Source organism: Mesorhizobium sp. M8A.F.Ca.ET.208.01.1.1, assembly GCF_004791315.1.
Classification (GTDB): domain Bacteria; phylum Pseudomonadota; class Alphaproteobacteria; order Rhizobiales; family Rhizobiaceae; genus Mesorhizobium.
In genome coordinates, this window is sequence record NZ_SRUT01000003.1 from 474,414 (window position 1) to 493,772 (window position 19,359).

At 63.6% G+C, this 19,359-nt stretch carries 21 protein-coding genes; 11 read left to right on the top strand and 10 right to left on the bottom strand.

The genetic code is table 11. The annotated features are described in order from the left end of the window. Positions 1–26: 26 nt before the first annotated feature. The 3 genes from EN851_RS18980 (at position 27) to EN851_RS18990 (ending at position 2,985) form a co-directional block, all read left to right on the top strand. Positions 27–620, top strand: a complete 594-nt coding sequence (locus EN851_RS18980; protein ID WP_135916268.1) for a biotin transporter BioY — start codon at positions 27–29, stop codon at positions 618–620. Continuing rightward, on the top strand, positions 617–1,066 hold the full coding sequence (locus tag EN851_RS18985; RefSeq protein WP_127873084.1) for a DUF1284 domain-containing protein: 450 nt from the start codon (positions 617–619) through the stop codon (positions 1,064–1,066). Before EN851_RS18980 ends, EN851_RS18985 begins: the two co-directional genes overlap by 4 nt. Positions 1,067–1,209: 143 nt before the next feature. Then, on the top strand, positions 1,210–2,985 hold the full coding sequence (locus EN851_RS18990) for a tetratricopeptide repeat protein (RefSeq protein WP_127277505.1): 1,776 nt from the start codon (positions 1,210–1,212) through the stop codon (positions 2,983–2,985). 103 nt (positions 2,986–3,088) lie between these two features. Here EN851_RS18990 and EN851_RS18995 read toward each other — a convergent pair whose 3' ends face one another. Further along, positions 3,089–3,550 (bottom strand): GNAT family N-acetyltransferase, encoded by a 462-nt coding sequence (locus tag EN851_RS18995; protein WP_135929819.1) that lies wholly within the window; start codon positions 3,548–3,550, stop codon positions 3,089–3,091. A gap of 202 nt (positions 3,551–3,752) precedes the next feature. On the opposite strand from EN851_RS18995, the gene EN851_RS19000 reads away from it, so the two are divergent. After that, positions 3,753–4,700, top strand: a complete 948-nt coding sequence (locus EN851_RS19000; protein WP_127873087.1) for a glycine--tRNA ligase subunit alpha — start codon at positions 3,753–3,755, stop codon at positions 4,698–4,700. A gap of 3 nt (positions 4,701–4,703) precedes the next feature. Here the strand turns inward: EN851_RS19000 and EN851_RS36360 are convergent, their stop codons facing one another. Then, on the bottom strand, positions 4,704–4,880 hold the full coding sequence (locus tag EN851_RS36360; protein WP_189521882.1) for a hypothetical protein: 177 nt from the start codon (positions 4,878–4,880) through the stop codon (positions 4,704–4,706). Positions 4,881–5,074: 194 nt separating this feature from the next. Here EN851_RS36360 and glyS point away from each other — a divergent pair, with 194 nt between their 5' ends. Both glyS and EN851_RS19010 read left to right on the top strand, forming a co-directional pair. Continuing rightward, positions 5,075–7,453: a glycine--tRNA ligase subunit beta gene (glyS, locus tag EN851_RS19005; protein ID WP_135881545.1), complete on the top strand. Its 2,379-nt coding sequence runs from the start codon at positions 5,075–5,077 to the stop codon at positions 7,451–7,453. 109 nt (positions 7,454–7,562) lie between these two features. Then, on the top strand, positions 7,563–7,850 hold the full coding sequence (locus EN851_RS19010; protein WP_135881544.1) for an ATPase: 288 nt from the start codon (positions 7,563–7,565) through the stop codon (positions 7,848–7,850). Between the two features lie 104 nt (positions 7,851–7,954). Here the strand turns inward: EN851_RS19010 and EN851_RS19015 are convergent, their stop codons facing one another. Continuing rightward, positions 7,955–8,341, bottom strand: a complete 387-nt coding sequence (locus tag EN851_RS19015) for a hypothetical protein (protein WP_135929820.1) — start codon at positions 8,339–8,341, stop codon at positions 7,955–7,957. A 175-nt stretch (positions 8,342–8,516) separates the two neighbouring features. Further along, positions 8,517–9,008: a hypothetical protein gene (locus tag EN851_RS36365; RefSeq protein WP_189521883.1), complete on the bottom strand. Its 492-nt coding sequence runs from the start codon at positions 9,006–9,008 to the stop codon at positions 8,517–8,519. 160 nt (positions 9,009–9,168) lie between these two features. Here EN851_RS36365 and EN851_RS19025 point away from each other — a divergent pair, with 160 nt between their 5' ends. The 3 genes from EN851_RS19025 (at position 9,169) to EN851_RS19035 (ending at position 12,340) form a co-directional block, all read left to right on the top strand. Then, a complete protein-coding gene (locus EN851_RS19025) occupies positions 9,169–10,143 on the top strand; it encodes an L-threonylcarbamoyladenylate synthase (RefSeq protein ID WP_189521899.1) in 975 nt (324 codons plus the stop codon). Between the two features lie 9 nt (positions 10,144–10,152). Beyond that, positions 10,153–11,583: an FAD-binding oxidoreductase gene (locus EN851_RS19030; protein WP_135929823.1), complete on the top strand. Its 1,431-nt coding sequence runs from the start codon at positions 10,153–10,155 to the stop codon at positions 11,581–11,583. A 190-nt stretch (positions 11,584–11,773) separates the two neighbouring features. Beyond that, positions 11,774–12,340 carry a DUF6101 family protein gene (locus EN851_RS19035; RefSeq protein ID WP_127278163.1) on the top strand — a complete coding sequence of 189 codons (567 nt, stop codon included), beginning with the start codon at positions 11,774–11,776 and terminating at the stop codon, positions 12,338–12,340. Between the two features lie 213 nt (positions 12,341–12,553). Here the strand turns inward: EN851_RS19035 and ubiA are convergent, their stop codons facing one another. Together ubiA and EN851_RS19045 are read right to left on the bottom strand one after the other, a co-directional pair. Next, complete coding sequence (gene ubiA / locus EN851_RS19040; protein ID WP_189343699.1) at positions 12,554–13,537, bottom strand: 4-hydroxybenzoate octaprenyltransferase; 984 nt, start codon at positions 13,535–13,537, stop codon at positions 12,554–12,556. A 68-nt stretch (positions 13,538–13,605) separates the two neighbouring features. Further along, positions 13,606–14,517, bottom strand: coding sequence for a LysR family transcriptional regulator (locus EN851_RS19045; RefSeq protein WP_135929824.1), 912 nt, complete (start codon positions 14,515–14,517; stop codon positions 13,606–13,608). A 90-nt stretch (positions 14,518–14,607) separates the two neighbouring features. Here EN851_RS19045 and EN851_RS19050 point away from each other — a divergent pair, with 90 nt between their 5' ends. Continuing rightward, a complete protein-coding gene (locus tag EN851_RS19050) occupies positions 14,608–15,429 on the top strand; it encodes a phytanoyl-CoA dioxygenase family protein (RefSeq protein ID WP_127278157.1) in 822 nt (273 codons plus the stop codon). Between the two features lie 164 nt (positions 15,430–15,593). Further along, positions 15,594–16,871: a phosphoribosylamine--glycine ligase gene (gene purD, locus EN851_RS19055; RefSeq protein WP_135929825.1), complete on the top strand. Its 1,278-nt coding sequence runs from the start codon at positions 15,594–15,596 to the stop codon at positions 16,869–16,871. Positions 16,872–16,893: 22 nt separating this feature from the next. Here the strand turns inward: purD and EN851_RS19060 are convergent, their stop codons facing one another. The 4 genes from EN851_RS19060 to EN851_RS19075 form a co-directional block, all read right to left on the bottom strand. After that, positions 16,894–18,003 (bottom strand): glycoside hydrolase family 25 protein, encoded by a 1,110-nt coding sequence (locus EN851_RS19060; RefSeq protein ID WP_127278161.1) that lies wholly within the window; start codon positions 18,001–18,003, stop codon positions 16,894–16,896. A gap of 136 nt (positions 18,004–18,139) precedes the next feature. Next, entirely contained in the window at positions 18,140–18,631 is a 492-nt protein-coding gene (locus EN851_RS19065; RefSeq protein WP_245520772.1) for a GNAT family N-acetyltransferase, read from the bottom strand. An 8-nt stretch (positions 18,632–18,639) separates the two neighbouring features. Beyond that, positions 18,640–18,927 (bottom strand): DUF1778 domain-containing protein, encoded by a 288-nt coding sequence (locus tag EN851_RS19070; protein WP_135929827.1) that lies wholly within the window; start codon positions 18,925–18,927, stop codon positions 18,640–18,642. Positions 18,928–18,985: 58 nt separating this feature from the next. Further along, positions 18,986–19,222, bottom strand: a complete 237-nt coding sequence (locus EN851_RS19075) for a hypothetical protein (RefSeq protein ID WP_135929828.1) — start codon at positions 19,220–19,222, stop codon at positions 18,986–18,988. Between the last annotated feature and the right edge of the window lie 137 nt (positions 19,223–19,359).

The following is a 19,359-nucleotide window of genomic DNA, read 5'->3' on the forward strand; positions in this document are numbered from 1 at the left end:
ATTTTGGATCGATTGAAGGGAAGCCTATGACCAACCTCGCATTCTCGTCCGCAAGACCGTCCTTCAGCCCGCTGCGCCTCCAGCAGCGATCGCTCGGCTGGCAGGCCGGCGCCGTCGTGCTTGGCACGCTCTTCCTGGCGCTATCCTCCTACATCGAGGTGCCGATGGTGCCGGTTCCGGTGACCATGCAGACCTTCGCCGTGACGCTGATCGGCGCACTCTATGGCTGGCGGCTTGGCGCGGTGACGATCGCCGCTTGGCTGGTCGAAGGCGCTGTCGGCTTTCCTGTCCTGGCCGGGGGAGCTGCCGGCATGCAGCACTTCGTCGGCCCTACGGGCGGCTATCTCTTCGCTTTCCCGGTTGTCGGCGCGCTTGTCGGCTGGCTGGCCGAACGCGGCTGGAACGGCAACAGGGTCGTGCTCGCCTTTATTGCCATGCTGCTCGGCAATCTTGCCTGCCTGGTGCTCGGAACGGCCTGGCTTGCCGTCATGATCGGCGCCGAGAAGGCCATCACCTTCGGCTTCGTGCCGTTCATCGTCGGCGGATTGCTGAAGTCGGCGCTTGGCGCCGCGACGCTGATGGCGCTTCCGCGCGGCAAGATGAACCTGCTGAAGCCGTGACGATCAGGCTTCGCGCCCATCATCTCCTTTGCCTGCTCACTTATGTGGGCAAGGGATACAGTCCCGCTTTCACCGCCAATTACGACGGGATCGCGGAGCGCCTGAGCCGGGGCGAGGACATCCTCCTCGTTTCCGGACCGGACGACATCTGCGCCCCGTTGCTTGGCGAGCCGGATCCGCACTGCCTGCGCGACAGCGCGGCCGGGCGAGACCGGCAGGCAAGGGATGACGTGGAAGCGCTGCTGGCTCGGCCGATCCGTGACGGCGTCCGCCTCGATCTCGATGCCACGATCCTGATGCGGCTACGGCAGGCGTTTTCGGCCGGCCACGTGCGCAAGGCTTGCGTGGGCTGCGAATGGAACGGGCTGTGCGGCGCGGTGGCAAGCGGTGGTTATCGCGATACGCGGCTGCAACGGCCTGTTGACGCGCAAAACTGTCCCATTTAGCCATGGTTTGTTAATCGGGTGACCCGATTGTGAATTTCGGGTAGATTGAAGCGCGACCCCAAAAAGGCCATGCTTTGCCCGGAAAGATCGAGTCTGGGTCGATCCCGCTGACGCGGAGATGGCGCCTGGCTGAAAGGGATATGATGCAGCAAGGACGTGCGCGCTGGCTGACAAGGCTGGCAATTGTGACGGGCATGGCGATCTCGGCTTTGCCGGCCTATGCCAAGCAATCAACCGAACCGGTCAAGATCTCGTCGTTCTCGGGCGCCTACCTGGCTGCCCGGATCGCCGAAGGCGACAACGACCTCGACAGCGCCATCGCGTACTACAAGCAGGCCTTGGCTTTCAATCCGAGCGACACCGCACTGCAGCAGAGCCTGATGCTGTCGCTGATCGCGCAAGGCCGCTTCGACGAATCGCTGGTCTATGCCGACAAGCTCAAGGAAGTGCCCGATGTCGAGCGCTTCTCGCGCCTGGCGCTGGCGGTCGATTCCTTCCACAAGAAGGATTTCACCAAGGCGCAGTACTGGCTGAAGCTGTCGCTGGAATCCGATCTCGACCGGCTGATCTCCGGCGTCATGTCCGGCTGGGCCGAACAAGGTGCCGGCCAGGCCAGCGAAGCGATGGCTTCGATCGACAAGCTGCAGGGGCCGGACTGGTTCGGTCTGTTCAAATCCTTCCACCGCGCCCTGATCGCCGATGCCGCCAACATGCCTGAAAAGGCGGAGGCGATCTACGCCGCGACGATGCAGGATACCGCCGCCGGCGGTGCGGCGCCTGAAACCTGGATGCGCAACGCGCAGGCCTATGCCTCATTCCTGGCCCGCAAGGGCGACAAGGCCAAGGCGATCTCGGTGCTCGACCAGGCCGAGGCGTTTTCGCCGGGCAAGCTGGAAATCGTCGCCCTGCGCGCCAGGATCAGCAAGGGCGACAAAATCGCGCCCTTCGTGTCCGGTCCGTCCGACGGTGCTTCCGAAATCCTGCTCGATCTTGCCACCGCGCTCAACCGTGGCGGCGGCGAGCCGTTCGTGCGCCTGTATTTGCAATATGCCTTGGCCCTGAAGCCGGACAGCGACGCGGCCCTCGTGCAGCTCGCCGCCGTCGCCGAACAGTTGAAGGACGGCGAAGGCGCCATCGCGCTCTATCGGCGTATCCCCGACTCTTCGCCGCTGAAGGAGATTTCGGACCTGCAGCTTGGCCTCAACCTTGCCGATCTCGACCGCCATGACGAGGCGATCACCCATCTCAAGGCCTTCGTCGAAGCCCATCCCGACGACATGCGCGCCTATCTGGCGCTCGGCGGTGTCTACTCCTCGAAGGATGATTTCCGTTCCGCCGCCAATCTCTACGACAAGGCCGTCGAGGTGCTGAAGACGCCGACCGCTGCCAACTGGAACATCTTCTACCAGCGCGGCATCGCCTATGAGCGGCTGAAGGAATGGCCGAAGGCCGAGCCGAATTTCCGCAAGGCGCTGGAGTTGCAGCCAGACCAGCCGCAGGTGCTGAACTATCTCGGCTATTCCTGGGTCGACATGAACACCAACCTGAAGGAAGGCCTGGAGATGATCCAGAAGGCCGTCGATCTCAGGCCGAGCGACGGCTACATCGTCGATTCCCTGGGTTGGGCCTATTTCCGCCTCGGCCGCTTCGATGACGCGGTGCGCGAGATGGAGCGCGCGGTCTCGCTGAAGCCGGAAGATCCGGTTCTGAACGACCATCTGGGCGACGCCTATTGGCGCGTCGGCCGCAAGCTGGAAGCGACTTTCCAGTGGAACCAGGCCCGCGACCTGAAGCCCGATCCCGATGTGCTGGCCACCTTGCAGCAGAAGCTGATGAAGGGCCTGCCGCCGATCGAGTCCAACACGGCGCAGGAAACCCCGAAGGTCAAGCCAGAGCCGGTTCCCGCCCCGAAGGGGTGAAAATCGCCTTTTTTTGAAATGCGAACGGGGCTCTTCGGAGCCCCGTTTTCGTTGGAAAGGCGCATGGCGTCCCCAGAAGACGCGGCGACGCGCTGGAGCGTCCTCAGAACATCTTTCGATAGACGACGAAGCCCGAGCGTTCGCCGACCTTGTCATAGAGCTTCATCGCCGTGTGATTGGTTTCATGCGTCAGCCAGTACACTCGGCCGGAACCGGCCGCCAGGGCGCGCTCATAGACGCCTTCGATCAGCGCCCGGCCGATGCCTTTGCCGCGCGAGGCCTCGTTGGTGAAAAGGTCCTGCAGATAGCAGTTCGGTGCGATCGCCGTCGTGCTGCGGTGGAACAGGTAGTGGACGAGGCCAAGCAACTGGCTCCCGCTTTCGGCGACCAGCGCATGGACCGGCTCGTAGGCGTCGAAGAAGCGCGACCACGTCATTGCGGTGATGTCGCTCGCCAGCGCCGTCTCGCCCGAACGGTCATAGAACGCGTTATAGCCGTCCCACAGCGGCAGCCACTGCTCGAAATCGTGGCGCGTGACGGGGCGGATGATGATCGGGTTGGACATGGCTCGACCTGCTGTGCTTGACGCGGATGCTTCGTCGAATTGGATCGCGGACCGTGGCGGCGGGCAATGGGCCAGTCGCTGGCAAAGTTTCAACATAGTCCGGCATGCTCACCGCGGCCCGCATCGGACGCGCCTTGCTTGACGCTTCGCCGCCGTGTCTCTAGGACGTGGCCGCAAGCTAGCCTGTGTCGCCGAGGCCATCGTGACGATTGAAATCCCAGCCCATATGCATCCCAGCCGCTCGTTCCAGGGGCTGATCCTGACCTTGCACAATTATTGGGCCGCCTATGGCTGCGTCATCCTGCAGCCCTATGACATGGAGGTTGGCGCCGGCACGTTTCATCCGGCAACGACGCTGCGCGCACTCGGGCCAAAGCGCTGGAACGCGGCCTACGTCCAGCCTTCGCGCCGTCCCAAGGACGGCCGCTATGGCGAGAACCCCAACCGGCTGCAGCATTATTACCAGTACCAGGTGATCCTGAAGCCCAATCCGCCAAACCTGCAGGAGCTCTATCTCGGCTCGCTGGCCGCGATCGGCGTCGACCCCCTGCTGCACGACATACGCTTTGTCGAGGACGACTGGGAAAGCCCGACGCTGGGCGCCTGGGGCCTTGGCTGGGAATGCTGGTGCGACGGCATGGAAGTGTCGCAGTTCACCTATTTCCAGCAGGTCTGCGGCATCGAATGCGCGCCGGTGGCGGGCGAACTCACTTACGGCCTGGAGCGCCTGGCCATGTATGTGCAGGGCGTCGACAATGTCTACGACCTCAACTTCAACGGCCGCGAAGGCGCCGACAAGGTCACCTATGGCGACGTGTTCCTGCAGGCCGAGCAGGAATATTCGCGCCACAATTTCGAATACGCCAACACGGCGATGCTGCTGCGGCACTTCGAGGACGCCGAAGCCGAGTGCAAGGCGTTGCTCGAGGCAGGCGCGCCGGCATCGAACGACAATCTGCCGATGCACAAAATGGTCTTTCCAGCCTACGACCAGTGCATCAAGGCGAGCCACGTCTTCAACCTGCTCGATGCGCGTGGCGTGATCTCGGTCACCGAGCGGCAGAGTTATATCCTGCGGGTGCGTAATCTGGCGAAAGCCTGCGGCGAGGCGTTCCTGAAAACGCAGGCCGGTGGATTGGCGGCGGCCTGAGTCTCAAGCGCCGTTGATCATTTCGAGGGAAGCGCTGATCGGCGGCAGGATCTGGCCACTCGGACCAGACATCGTCCGCAGCGCCTGCCGCACGCCCGGCATGGAGAAGGCGCCGTGGGCCTGCGCGGTGAAGCAGGCGCTGAGCGCGAGGATTTGAAGAAGTCTGGATGCCGTTTTCATCGTCGTTCAGCCAATAGTTCTCTGCCTGAGCGTGGGTCGCTTCAGCGCTGCGTTAGGTTCATGGAAATCTTTGATCCAAGGACGGGCCGGATCGCCTCATCCCGACAGGAGGGTCAAAATTTCTGGAAAGGGTGACAGCGGCCAGCCGAGTTGCTATGCCCCGCGCGGACCACTCTCCCGCATGAGCTGACCCTATGCCTGACCTGCTTCTAGAACTTCGCTCCGAGGAAATCCCCGCTCGCATGCAACGCAAGGCGGCGGGCGATCTGAGAAAGATGCTGACCGACGGTCTGGTCGAGGCGGGACTGACCTATGAGGCGGCGCGTGAGTATTGGACGCCGCGGCGCCTTACCCTCGATATCCGTGGCCTCAACGCTCGCTCGAAGGACATTCACGAGGACATCAAGGGGCCGTCGACATCAGCGCCTGAACAGGCCGTCCAGGGCTTCCTGCGCAAGGCCGGGCTGTCATCGATCGCCGAAGCGCATGTCCATTCCGACCCGAAGAAGGGCGACTTCTACGTCGCCCATATTTCGAAGCCGGGCAGGGCGGCCGAAGAGATCATCGCCGGACTGGTGCCTGATATCATCCGCAATTTCCCCTGGCCGAAGTCGATGCGCTGGGGACCGGCCTCGGCCAAGCCGGGATCGCTGCGCTGGGTGCGGCCGCTGCAATCGATCCTGTGCACCTTCGGCCCCGAGACCGAGGAGCCGGTCGTGGTCGATTTCGAGATCGACGGCATCCGTTCCGGCAACATCACCTACGGCCACCGTTTCCTTGCACCAGGCGAAATCACGGTGCGCCGCTTCGACGATTACGTGAGCAAGCTGGAAGCGGGCAAGGTCGTGCTCGATGCCGACCGGCGCAAGGAGATCATCCTTGCCGATGCCCGCAACCTCGCCTTCGCCAACGGGCTCGACCTGGTCGAGGACGAGGGCTTGCTCGAAGAAGTGTCCGGGCTGGTCGAGTGGCCTGTCGTGTTGATGGGCGAGTTCGAAGAGGCTTTCCTGGCCATTCCGGCCGAGGTGATCCGGCTGACCATCCGCGCCAACCAGAAGTGCTTTGTCACGCGGCCGCAGGGTGAAAGCGAGGCGCTCTCCAACCGCTTTATCCTCACCGCCAACATCGAGGCGAAGGACGGCGGCAAGGAGATCGCCCACGGCAACGGCAAGGTGGTGCGCGCCCGCCTGTCCGACGCGCTCTATTTCTGGACGACCGACCAGGGCGATCTGCCCGATCTCGTCGAACTGGAAGCATCGGCGAAAAAATTTGGGCTCGATCTGAAGAAGCCGCTCGACCAGCGCATGGCCCGGCTCGACCATCTCAATGTCACGTTCCATGCCAAGCTCGGCACGCAGGGCGAGCGGGTGGAGCGGATTGCCCGGCTGGCGGAAGAACTGGCGCCGATCGTCGGTGCGGATCCAGTGCTGGCGCGCCGTGCTGCTGTCCTGGCCAAGGCCGATCTCACCACCGAAGTGGTCGGCGAATTTCCGGAATTGCAAGGCGCCATGGGCCGCAAATATGCGCTGCTGCAAGGCGATCATTCTTCTGTCGCGGCGGCGGCGGAAGAGCACTACAAGCCGCAGGGCCCGTCCGATTATGTGCCGAGCGATCCGGTGTCGGTCGCCGTGGCGCTCGCGGACAAGCTGGATACGCTGGTCGGGTTCTGGGCCATCGACGAAAAGCCGACTGGATCGAAGGATCCCTACGCGCTGCGTCGCGCTGCGCTCGGCGTCGTGAGGGTCATACTGGAAAACAAGCTCAAGCTTTCGCTGGGCATCGCCATCGCGACCGCGGTCTCCTCGGCACTCGCCGCGTACGAACAAAAAGGCGAAGGCGCCGAGAGCAGTGGCGTCGTTGCGATGCTCGACTTGCGCATTCGCGACTACAAGGGTGCAAGCCGATTGTTGTCGGAAGCAGGCGTGATTTCCAACTTGTTGAAAGGCGGGCTGGCCAAGGCGAACTCAGAAACCTTTGGCTCCGCCGATCAGGAGCGAGAGTTCTTTGACGGTCAGCGTCTGATGGAGCTTGAGGCATCGCTGTCGCCATTGATCGCTGACCTCTTGTCGTTCTTCCACGACCGCCTCAAAGTCTATCTCCGCGACCAGGGCGCACGGCATGATCTGATCGACGCCGTCATCACGCCGCAGTCCGACGACTTGCTTCAGATCGTTCGGCGCGTCGAAGCGCTCGGCTCCTTCCTCGACACCGAGGACGGCAGGAATTTGCTCGCCGGCACCAAGCGTGCGGCGAACATCCTGGCCGCCGAGGAGAAGAAGAAAACGCTGGTCGCCGAAACCGTTGAGCCGGCGTTGTTCCGGCAGGGTGCGGAGAAGTCGCTGTTTGCGGCGGTGAATCAGGCCGAGAAGCAAGCCGGCGAAGCGATTCAAAACCAAGACTTTTCCGCTGCCATGCTGGCGCTTAGCGTGTTGCGTGAACCCGTTGATTCATTCTTTGAGCATGTTCTCGTGAATGATGAGGACCTGTCCGTGCGCGCCAACCGCCTTGCGCTGCTCACGCGCATTCGCACGGCTACCGGTCAGGTCGCGGATTTCTCGAAAATCGCTGGTTGAGAGGCGAGGAAAATATCGTCCAGCCGGCCGTTCGAGCCGGCTCACAGTCATATGACGATGATCTCTCCGTGGCAAAAGGGACATGTTCCCCAACCCCACGGAGGCTTCCATGAATTCCGATCACGAAATCGAAGTGACAGAAGAAACCTCGGCCCCTGCCGAGGCGATTGAATCTGCTTCCGAAACCGCTCTCTGTCATGCCGCTACCGCAGTAGAAGCCGCCGATCTGTCTGACGAAGACGAGGATGGCGATGACGAAGAAGGCGACGACGAAGACGGCGAAGACTCCGACGAAGACGACGCCGTGAAGGCCGAAGGCGACGACGCCGAGGGCGAAGAAGAATCCGAAGACGGCGAGGCCGAAGAAGACGACGACGACAAGGAAGAAGCGGCCTGATTTTTCAGGCGGATTTTCTCGAAGGAAGGGCGGCGCTTTCGCGTCGCCCTTTTTCGTCGTCTTTCCGAATACTGATTTGATCAGTTTTCCCGAACGCCGACTTTTCAGTTCTCCAGGATGCTGACGCGCACGCTGTTTTCGTAGACGTCGACCTGGATCAGCGGCTCGCCATTGACGATGGCGCGCTTGGTTGAGGAACTCATCGCGCCGGGGCGCTCCAGCATGCGCTGCAGGTCGGCGCGCTGGTCGTTGGTCCTGAACCAGGCGTCGCCCTCGTCATCGCTGTCGCGGCGATGGAATTTGTGCCAGTTGGCGCGGTCCTGCCGCACCATCTGCGCGGCGCTGTCCAGCGCAAAGCCGTCACTTGCCTGGTGATCGCGATCGGAAATGCGCGCGACATAGGATCCCAGCATGTCGTCCGCATGAGCCACGCCAGCAAGCAATGACGCCAGCAAAAGCCCTGCCACTGTAACGGTCTTCGATTTTTTCATGAGCAACCCCCTTGCCTTGAAAGATGCAATCCCATCTGCCGGAGCCGCTTGGCGAAAGGCCGGCCGCAGGGCCGCCAGCGAGATACGTCTAGACGAAATTCGCCTGACAATGGTGCGCAGGGCGCCAGACTGCCGTCAAGCCGTTGAGCATTCTGATCGGCCAGTTGGCAGGTCGCTATTTGACCTTGCCAGCTCCTGAAGCAGGCTGTTTGGCTGGCGGTGGCGCGGCTGCCGCCGCTTTTCCGTGCGCTGGCGCGGGGGCTGCCGAGGCGGTCGTTGTCGCGGGTGCGGTCGCTGCCGCGGGTGCGGTCGCCGTGGCGGGGGCGGTTGCCGCAGCCGGCGCGGTTGCCGCGACCGGCGCCTTGGCTTGCACGGGTGTCGAGAAGGCGCCGCCGACGACGCCGCCACGAATGATCATCGGGCCCTGCGGGAAGGCATGCCTCGCCTCGGCCTTGTCCGGGATTGCCGCCACCTTTTCATAGGTGACGTCGGGCTCGCCGAGCGCAACGACGGACACCACGTCGCTCGCCTTGCCGTCGGTTGGCTTCAGCACAACGACGGAGGGCGTCGAGGCCGGCGCGCCGGGAAAGACCAGCGACGAGGCCTGAGCCTCGCCAACCATGGCAGCCAGAGTGATGACAAGCGTTCCCCAGATACGCACGGACACTGACATAGCTCCCCATTGCCCAGAAGCGGCACGATAGTGCTCGGCGATTGATGCCGGCTTTCATGGAAAGATAGCATTTTAGGAATTGATGAATTGCCTATGCCCGCTTGCCCCGGCGGCGCTGTCGTACTACGCAGCCGGCATCCGCGAGGTGACGAGAGTGGCTGAAATACTTGCCGTCGGCGAAGCGATGGAACCGGCGTTGGCGCTGCTTGAGGGCGGCGACGTCGTCGCCATTCCGACCGAGACCGTCTATGGACTGGCCGGCGACGCCACCAACGGCATCGGCGTGGCGCGCATTTTCGAAGCCAAGGGTCGGCCGCGTTTCAATCCGCTGATCGCCCATGTCGCCGACATGCCGATGGCCGAGCGCATCGCGCTGTTCGATCCGCTGTCGAGGAAACTCGCGCTTGCCTTCTGGCCGGGTCCGCTGACGCTGGTGTTGCCGCAGCGCCCCGGCAACGGCATTCATCCGCTGGTCACCGCCGGGCTCGACACGATCGCCTTGCGTATGCCGAGGGGGTTTGGTGGCGACCTGATCGCCAGGCTTGGCCGACCGCTTGCCGCGCCCAGCGCCAATTCATCCGGCAGGATCAGCGCGACGACGGCGCAGGCCGTTGCGGTGGACCTCGGCGCCCGCATCAAGCTCGTGGTCGATGGCGGCGCCACACCGGTCGGGCTGGAATCGACCATCGTCAAGGCCGAAGGCGAAAGATTGCGCCTGCTTCGGCCCGGCGGCATCGCCGCCGCGGACATCGAGGCGGCCATCGGCATGGAGTTGCTGCGCGGCGCCGCTGCCGGGGTCGAGGCGCCGGGCATGCTTGCCTCGCACTACGCGCCGGGCGCGGCGGTGCGGCTCAATGCCGGCACGGTTGGCGAAGACGAAGCGTTGCTTGCCTTCGGCGACCAGCGCGCGGAAGGCTGGCATCATGCGGCCGCATTCTTGAACCTGTCCGAAACGGGTGACCTGCGTGAAGCGGCAAGCAATCTCTTCGCCTACATGCAGGATCTCGACCGTAGCGGCGCGCGCACCATCGCGGTCGAGAAGATTCCCTTTGACGGGCTCGGCGAGGCGATCAACGACCGGCTCTCCCGTGCCGCCGCTCCTCGTGACAACGCACAGCCCACAACGTAGTTTTCCCAGATGACCGAAACCGCAAAGACACTCGATCCCGCTCTCATCGATCGGTTCGCGGCGATCGTCGGCGACAAATACGCGCTGCGCGACCGGCAGGACATCGCGCCTTATCTCATTGAGCGACGCGGCCTCTGGCATGGCGCGACGTCCCTGGTCCTGCGGCCGGGCAGCGTCGACGAGGTCAGTCGGATCATGCGGCTGGCGACAGAGACCGGAACGCCAATCGTGCCGCAAAGCGGCAACACCGGGCTGGTCGGTGCGCAGGTGCCTGACAAATCCGGCCATGAGATCGTCCTGTCGCTGTCGCGGCTGAACCGCATCCGCGAGATCGATGTCCTGTCCAACACGGTCACGGTCGAGGCCGGCGTCATCCTGCAGACCTTGCAGGAAGCGGCCGACGCCGCCGACCGGCTGTTCCCGCTGTCGCTCGCCGCGCAAGGCTCCTGCCAGATTGGCGGCAATCTTTCGTCCAATGCCGGCGGCACCGGGGTGCTTGCCTATGGCAATGCGCGCGAGATCTGCCTCGGCGTCGAGGTGGTGCTGCCGACCGGCGAGGTCTTCGACGATTTGCGCAAGCTGAAGAAGGACAACACCGGCTACGACCTGAAGAACCTGTTCGTCGGCGCCGAAGGCACGCTAGGCGTGATCACCGCCGCCGTGCTCAAACTGTTTCCGAAGCCCAAGGGAAGGGACGTCGCCTTCGTCGGCCTGTCGTCGCCCGAGGCCGCCCTTTCCCTGTTCAGCCTGGCCATGGACCGCGCCGGGGCCGCGCTCACCGCGTTCGAACTGATCGGCAAGCGGCCATACGATTTCACGCTGGCGCATGCCCCGGGCGTGACACGGCCGCTGATCGAGGATTGGCCCTGGTATGTGCTGATGCAGATTTCATCCGGCCGTTCGTCGGAGGATTCGCGGGCGCTGATCGAGGATGTGCTTTCGGCGGGTCTCGAGAAGGAATTCGTCGGCGATGCCGTCATCGCCGCCAGCCTCGGGCAGGGCGATGCCTTCTGGAACTTCCGCGAGCTGTTGCCCGAGGCACAGAAGCCGGAAGGCGCTTCGATCAAGCACGACATATCGGTGCCGATCGCATCGATACCGCGTTTCATCGCGGAGGCCGCCGGCGCGGTGGCCTCGGTCAGTGCCGGCGCCCGGGTGGTCTGCTTCGGCCATATGGGCGACGGCAACCTTCATTATAACATTTCACGGCCCGTCGACGGCGACGACGAGGCGTTTCTGGCGCTCTACCATGCCATGAACAAGGCCGTGCATGACGTGGTGCGCAGCCTGCACGGTTCGATCTCGGCGGAGCACGGCATCGGCCAGTTGAAGCGCGACGAACTGATCGCCACAGCGCCGCCGATGGCCATCGATCTGATGCGCAGGGTAAAGACCGCCTTCGACCCGGCCGGCATCATGAATCCCGGTAAGGTTATCTGATCCTTTCAACATCTTGTGGGTGGTGGCATTCCGATAACCATCCCTGAGATCAGCAAAATTTAACCGACTTTCTTAAGCGCGGCGGTAAGGAGCCGGCGCTACTGTTTCCCCATAACGAGGCCGGGAAAACTGGCCCGGAGAGAACCGGACACCGGCTCTCAGGAGACAGACAGGAAGGCGCTCTATGAACGTGAACACCGGACTTAAGCCAGTCTGGGCGGGACGCAACATGCGTCTCGACCCATTCCGCCTGCCGCAAGTGGTGAGCTACGCGACGCGCGACGATTATGGCGACGTAACCTTCACCATCGACCAGCGTGGCGCCGTGATCCGCCGCCTGCTCGAGATGAGCGGCCTGCCGGCGATCATCGTGCTGCCCGCCAATGCATTTCGCGGCGTCGCCGCCCGTGCGATGGAGGATCCGGAAGGCAATGTCACGGTGACCCTGGAACTCCTGCACAACGATCCGATGCTGTCGGTGCCGCTGTTGGTGGCCGACGATCTCGAAGACGTCGCCGCCGACTGGCGCGCCTGGGCCGATGCCTACCGTCTGCCGATGCTGCTCATCGAATCGGACGGCGTCGCCCGCACGCTGGAGGAATCGCTCGGCGCCGCCATCAAGACACTGCCGCCGCAGGACCGTCGCAAGGGCCGCGTTTCCAACACGCGCCGCCCACGCTTCCTTGCCCGTCGCAGAACCGGGGACCTCGGCCTCAGGCTGGTCATCGACGGCCAGGAAATCATTTCCCGCGATTAGCTTTCTTCTCCCCGTCTCTATACGGGGAGAAGTGCCCGGCAGGGCGATGAGGGGCAGCGCCGACCTCCGCTGATTTGGCCATTTCAAACTTTGGTAGAATGCAAGCGGCCTGTCGCCGCCGTGCATTTCGCCTCGCCTTCAAGGTCGGCGCTGCCCCTCATCCGGCTGCCGCCACCTTCTCCCCGTATAGTGACGGGGAGAAGGAAAAAGCCGCTACACCAGCGGCTTCAGCGCCACCCACAGCGCGCCACCGATCAGGCCGAGGAAGATCAGCCAGCCGACCTGGTTGTTCGACCGGAACAGCCGCAGGCACTGGTCCGGATCGTCGATATGCAGCACCGCGATCTGCCGGGCAAGATGCGCACCGGCGGCGATCAGTCCCGCCAGCGCCACCACCGGGGCCTGCGCCGAGGCGAAGGCGACGGCGAAGCAGATTAGCATGCCGCCATAAAGCCCCGCGAGCCACGCCTTGGTGTTGTCGCCGAACAGCCGTGCCGTCGAACGCACGCCGACAATGGCGTCGTCTTCCTTGTCCTGGTGCGCGTAGATCGTGTCGTAGCCGATCACCCACAGGATCGAACCGATATACAGCATGATGGCGGGGCCATCGAGATCACCGAACTCGACCGCCCATCCCATCAGCGCGCCCCAGGAAAAGGCAAAGCCGAGAAACAGTTGCGGCCAGTTGGTTATCCGCTTCATGAATGGATAGACGGCGACGATCACCAGCGAGCAGACGCCGAGCAGGACGGCAAAGCTGTTGAACTGCAGGAGAACCGCCAGGCCGACCAGGGCCTGCAGCACAAGAAACAGCCAGGCTCGCCGGCGCGTGGTCTGGCCGGACGGCAGCGGGCGCGAGCGTGTGCGTTCGACCTGGTTGTCGATGTCCTCGTCGACAATGTCGTTATAGGTGCAGCCGGCGCCACGCATGGCGATGGCGCCAATCAGGAACAGTACGAGATACAAGGGCGCCGGCAGCAGCGAAAGCAGCGGGTCGCCAGGCCGGGGATAGGCGCTCGCCGCCAGCGCGGCCGACCACCAGCATGGCCACAACAGCAACTGCCAGCCGATCGGCCTGTCCCATCGCGCAAGCTGGGCATAGGGCCAGATCGCGCGCGGCAGCACGCGGTAGACCCAATGGCCGTTCGGCGCATCGGCGACGCGGCCCTGGGACGCTTTCGACTGGACAGGTTCCATTGGCATGGAGTGGCAGCAGCGGCGGAACCCGTCAAGCGGCAAGCAGGCAGGGAGCGCCCAACCATCCGTCAGGAGGTGAAGATATCGCGTGTGGAAAACCAGACTTTCGCCACCTCGATGAAAGCCAGCGCCGCGTTCGACACGCGCTGCTGCGTATCGTGGGTGAGAATGATGCGCTGCATGGGCAGCGGATCCGACAGCGGTTTGCACACCAGACGCAAGCCGTCATAGCTGTGGTCGCCATGCGGGCGGGTATAGCTGACCGCGACGCCGAAGCCGTTGGCCACCATGCTGCGCTGGAGTTCGAACGAGCTTGTGCGCATGTCGGCGACGGGCGACAGGCCACGGCCGCGGAACAGGTCGAGCATATGCTGCCAGCTATGCGGCTGGTCGGTTGTGATCAGCGGGTAGGCGGCCAGATCCGCAAGGCTGACCTCGGAACGCTCGGCCAGCGCATGGCCCGCCGGCAACAGCGCATGCGGCCGCAGCTCGTGCATCAGGATGCGGGCGAAATGCGACGGCAGGCCGAGATCATAGCTGAGGCCGAGATCGACGGCCGCGTCCGCCAGGCGCCGCCCGAGCGTCTCGAACGTCTCGTCGCGGACGATGACCGCGACCGCTGGATGGCGTTCGGAGAAGGCGCGGATGAGGCCCGGCGCGAAAAAGGGCGCCAGATCCTCGAAGCAGCCGAGCACCAGTTCGCCGCCGACCGCCGAGTTGGCCTTCCCCAGGCCCAGGAGTTCGTCTGTCTCGGCAAGAACCTGTCTGGCCTTCGCCACCACGATACGGCCGAAGGAGGTCAGCGAAACACCGCTTCCCCGCTGGCGCACGAACAGTTTCTGGCCGAAATCCTTTTCGATGGCGTCGATGGCCACCGAAATAGACGGCTGCGAAACGTTGAGCGCCCGGGCCGCGCCGGTGACACTGCCATGGCGGGCGACGGCGATGAGATAGCGGAGTTGCGTGAGGGTGAGACTCATAGTCAAAACCTATGTGTCAGATGAGAAGTTATTATTTTACTGAATGAGCGGCCATTGCGATAGTCGCCTCCATCCTGAAAGGAGGACATTATGGCTTCCCAAACCGCTACACGGGCAACGGACACCGAAATCATCGATGCCCGGACAATCGCCGACTACCAACGTGACGGCGCGGTCTGCATCCGCGGCGCCTTCAAGGGCTGGGTCGACACGATCGCCGCCGGCATCGAGCGCAACATGCAGAACCGCAGCGCCACCGCGTCCGACATCGCCAATGGCCGCGGCAGTTTCTTCGACGATTACTGCAACTGGGAACGCATCCCCGAATTCGTCAAGGTGGTGCGCGAATCGCCGGCGGCGCGACTGGCAGCCGCGGTGATGCAGTCGCGCACGGCGCAGTTCTTCCACGACCATGTCCTGGTCAAGGAACCCGGTACGCAGAAACCGACGCCGTGGCACCAGGACATTCCTTATTATTTTGTCGATGGCCAGCAGACCGTGAGCTTCTGGATCCCCATCGATCCGGTGAAGGAGGCGACGCTGCGCCTGATCGCCGGCTCGCACAAATGGGACAAGATGATCCTGCCGGTACGTTGGTTGGACGACGGCAATTTCTATGCCGCCGAGGGCGATTATCGTCCGGTGCCGGATCCCGACCAGGATCCATCGATGAAAGTTATCGAATGGGAGATGGAGCCCGGCGACGCCATCCTGTTCGACTTCAGGACGGCGCACGGCGCGCGCGGCAATATGACAGCGGCACGGCGCCGGGCGCTGTCGCTGCGCTGGGTCGGCGACGATGCCCATTATGTCGAGCGGCCCGGCCGAACCTCGCCACCCTATCATGGCCATGGCATGCAGCCGGGGCAGAAGCTGCGCGAGGACTGGTTCCCGGTGGTCCACCAGGGCTGAGCGAGTGCCGGAATAGGGGCGCCGGTGGCGGGCGCCCCTATTGCGCAGGGGGATAACGTTCCCGTGCGCAATTCCGATCAATCCACCCTGATGCCTTGACCCGTCGTCCAGAGAGCAATAGCGGGTTGTTCTCTCTATGGGATAGTTGGCATCAAGAGGTGGCCATGAACGTTCTTCTTCTCGGCTCCGGCGGCCGCGAACATGCACTGGCCTGGAAGATCGCCGCCTCGCCGCTGCTGACCAAGCTCTATGCCGCTCCAGGCAATCCGGGCATCGGCGCCGAGGCCGAGCTGGTGAAGTTGGATATTGCCGACCACGCCGCCGTCGCCGCCTTCTGCCGGGAGAAAAAAATCGACCTCGTCGTGGTTGGCCCGGAAGGGCCGCTCGTCGCCGGCATCGCCGATGATCTGCGCGCCGAAAACATCCGCGTCTTCGGGCCTTCGAAGGCCGCCGCGCGGCTGGAAGGCTCGAAGGGCTTCACCAAGGATCTCTGCGCCCGGTACAACATCCCGACCGCCGCCTATGGCCGTTTCGGCGATCTGGCCTCCGCCAAGGCCTACCTCGAAAAGACAGGCGCGCCGATCGTCATCAAGGCCGATGGGCTCGCCGCCGGCAAAGGCGTCACCGTCGCCATGACAATGGATGAGGCGCAGGCGGCACTCGCTTCCTGCTTCGACGGCTCCTTCGGCGCCGCCGGCGCGGAGGTGGTGATCGAGGAATTCATGACCGGCGAGGAGGCGAGTTTCTTCTGCCTCTGCGACGGCACCACGGCACTTCCTTTCGGCACGGCCCAGGACCACAAGCGCGTCGGTGATGGCGATGTCGGGCCCAACACCGGCGGCATGGGCGCCTATTCGCCGGCCCCTGTAATGACGCCTGACATGATCGAGCGCACTATGCGCGAAATCATCGAGCCGACCATGCGCGGCATGGCCGAGCTTGGCGCGCCTTTCGCCGGCATTCTGTTCGCCGGGCTGATGATCACGCAAAACGGGCCGAAGCTGATCGAATACAACACCCGCTTCGGCGATCCGGAATGCCAGGTGCTGATGATGCGGCTCAGGGATGACCTGCTGGTCCTGCTCAATGCCGCCGTCGACGGCCAGCTCGCGCATACCTCGGTGCGTTGGCGCGACGAGGCGGCGCTGACCGTGGTGATGGCGGCGAGGGGTTATCCCGGCACGCCGGAAAAAGGCTCCGTCATTCGCGGCGTCGAGGACGCCGCGGGCGAAGGCGTCCAGATTTTCCATGCCGGCACCGCCATCAATGGCGGTGCGCTCGTCGCCAATGGCGGCCGCGTCCTCAACGTCACGGCGACCGGAGCCACGGTTGGCGAGGCGCAGGCGCGGGCCTATGCCGCGCTCGACCGCATCGATTGGCCGGACGGATTCTGTCGCCGCGACATCGGCTGGCAGGCCGTGGCGCGCGAGAAGGCGGGCTGAAGCTCCGACCGGTGGGCGACGGCTACCGCTGGCTGCGATCGAGTTCGGTCGAAGCGGTGCTGAGCGGATCGGCCGCAGCGAAGGCGGCGTCGAGTTGTGCGGGCGAGCGCTGCCCGGCCCGCTTCCAGGCGACATACTGGACGATGCCGAAGCCCGGCCGTGGCGGCACCGTCTTCACGACAGGCATGCGAAACCCGTCGCGGAATTTCGACCAGCGCGAACCGAGCACAGCGACCATTTCCTCGACAGTCGGCGGCGTCGCAACGTCGGCATAAATGATGGTGGCCTTGCCGGCCAGTGCGGCTTCCCGCGAGAGCGGCACCGGCACGCTGGCAAGATAATCGGAAGGCACGTCGAGCAGTCCGCCGAATGGCCATTGCTGGCGCAGCGCGGCGGCATTCGTCGGCACCACGTTGACGTCGATATCGTTCGGCGTGCCGGCGACCCGATAAGGGCAGCGGAAGCGGCCGCAATTGGCCTGCGCCGAGAACTGCCAGAGCGCATAGCCCTGCCAGTTGCCCATCGGAAAATGCACTTCGATGTCAGGTTTGTAGCGCGCGTACCAAAGCGGCAGCCGCGACAAGAGCCGGTATTTGTAGCGGTTGTCGGCGATGTACTGGGCGGTCTTGCCGTTGGTGTAGAGCACTGGGAAGCGGCCGATGCGCCGGTGCACCTGGCGCACGAACTCCTCGGCGTCGTCGAGCGACATCCATTGCGTGGGATCGATGCCCTCGATGTCGAGGGCCATGAGATCATCCGGCGCGGGGTCGGCGAAATCGAGGAAATTGTTGGCCTGCTCGACTGGATTGCCGGGGCGGGCGAGGTGATAGGCGCCCCACTTCATGCCGAGCGCCTTGGCCACGACCCTGCGTGTCTGGAACAGCTCGCGCGTCACCGCGTGGCGCTTCCATAGCGTCTTGCAGAGCTTCACCTCAGTGTCGCCGCCGGAACAGAAATAGGGTGGCGGCATGCCGTCGGACGCCTTGTTGATGAAGGCGACGATGCGCTTGTCGGTGGCAAGCTGGGCCCAGTCGATGGAATTATATTCGTAGGCGTCGATGACCAGGGCGCGGTCGGCGTTCTTCCACGGCTCGGAGAAATCCGAAGCCTTTGCCGCGGGCGACAGCGCCATTGCTGCCGCGAAAGCGAGAAGCGCCGTGCGGCGAAGGAAGCGCGCCGTCCTTTTCAAAACAGGGAATCCCCGTTGATCAAAGGCGAATGCTGAACCGCTATGGTTAAGGAAATGCTTCTCGAGACGATGCGGTGCGTCAGACGAACAGCTTCAACGCCGTCGCTACTGACAGGAACATCGACAACGGGCGACCTTGAAACGGCGTGAAACCATGCTTGAGATAAAAAGCGGCGGCTTTGTCGTCCTTGGCGTCGACGATCAGCGCGAAAGAGGCGGGAGCAGCCTGGGCGCAGCGCCGGAGCGCATCCACGATCAATGTCGATCCAACACGTTGTCCCTGATATCGGGTGCCGACAGCCAACCTTCCAATCAATATGGCGGGCAGGACTGGATAGCGCGGCAGGCGTTTCGTCAGGTCTTCTGGCAGAGAGGCGATGGGCACACTTGCTGCTGCAAGAGTGTAATATCCGGCAATGAGACCGACATCACGGTCTGCGGCGACCAAGCAATTGCTGACTCGGCGTTTGACGTCCTGGCTCGCCTGCTCGCGAAGATAGTGGTCCAGTGCTGGTACACCGCAGCTGAATCCCTTACGAGTATGCGACGCACCCAGCGGCTCGATGATCAAGTCCAGACTCACCGGGATTCGACGACAACTCGCTTGTAGGCGTCGGCGGCTTTGCGCAGTGCTTCATTGGGTTCGGGTGGATTGAGAATGGCCTCGACCAGAGTGCGCTGATCCTCGATGGACAGGCGGATGATGGCGGTCTCCTCGATGGTGCGTTGTGCGGCCTCCTGCGCGGCAGCAACCACGAAGTCACTGACGCTGCGGCCCTGAATTTCGGCGGCACGCTTCACCACGCTGAGCATATCTGGCGAAATACGAGCCTCGATACGGGCAGTGCGGGTTTGCTGGTTTGGCATCGCGATCACCTCTGACGCAATATGTACGGGTTTTGACCGTACATATCAAGCGCTGTGGTCACTGCCGGCCGACTGGCGGAAATTCAAACGGCTCTGGCGCCGGCTCCTCCCGCAGCGTGCCCTCGGCAGCGCGCTTGCGGTGATGGGCAAGCGAGCATCGCGGCGAGCACAATATGCCGCGATCCGACCAGTAGGCGGCGCCGTTTGCCAGTTCGCCGTGATAGTAGGAAAACCCGGCTGCCCGGTAGGGCAAGCCGCATTCGATACAGCGATAGGCGTCAGGTCTGGCAAGCATAAAATGTTTCGGTCGGCTGGTTTTTTCGCCGGTCGATTTGATCCGGCATCGGTCGAATTTAGTACAGGCCGGCCCGATTGCAAAATCCGCGTGACAAAATTTGACGTTTACGTAAAAAGAAGATGGGAGACCGCCCA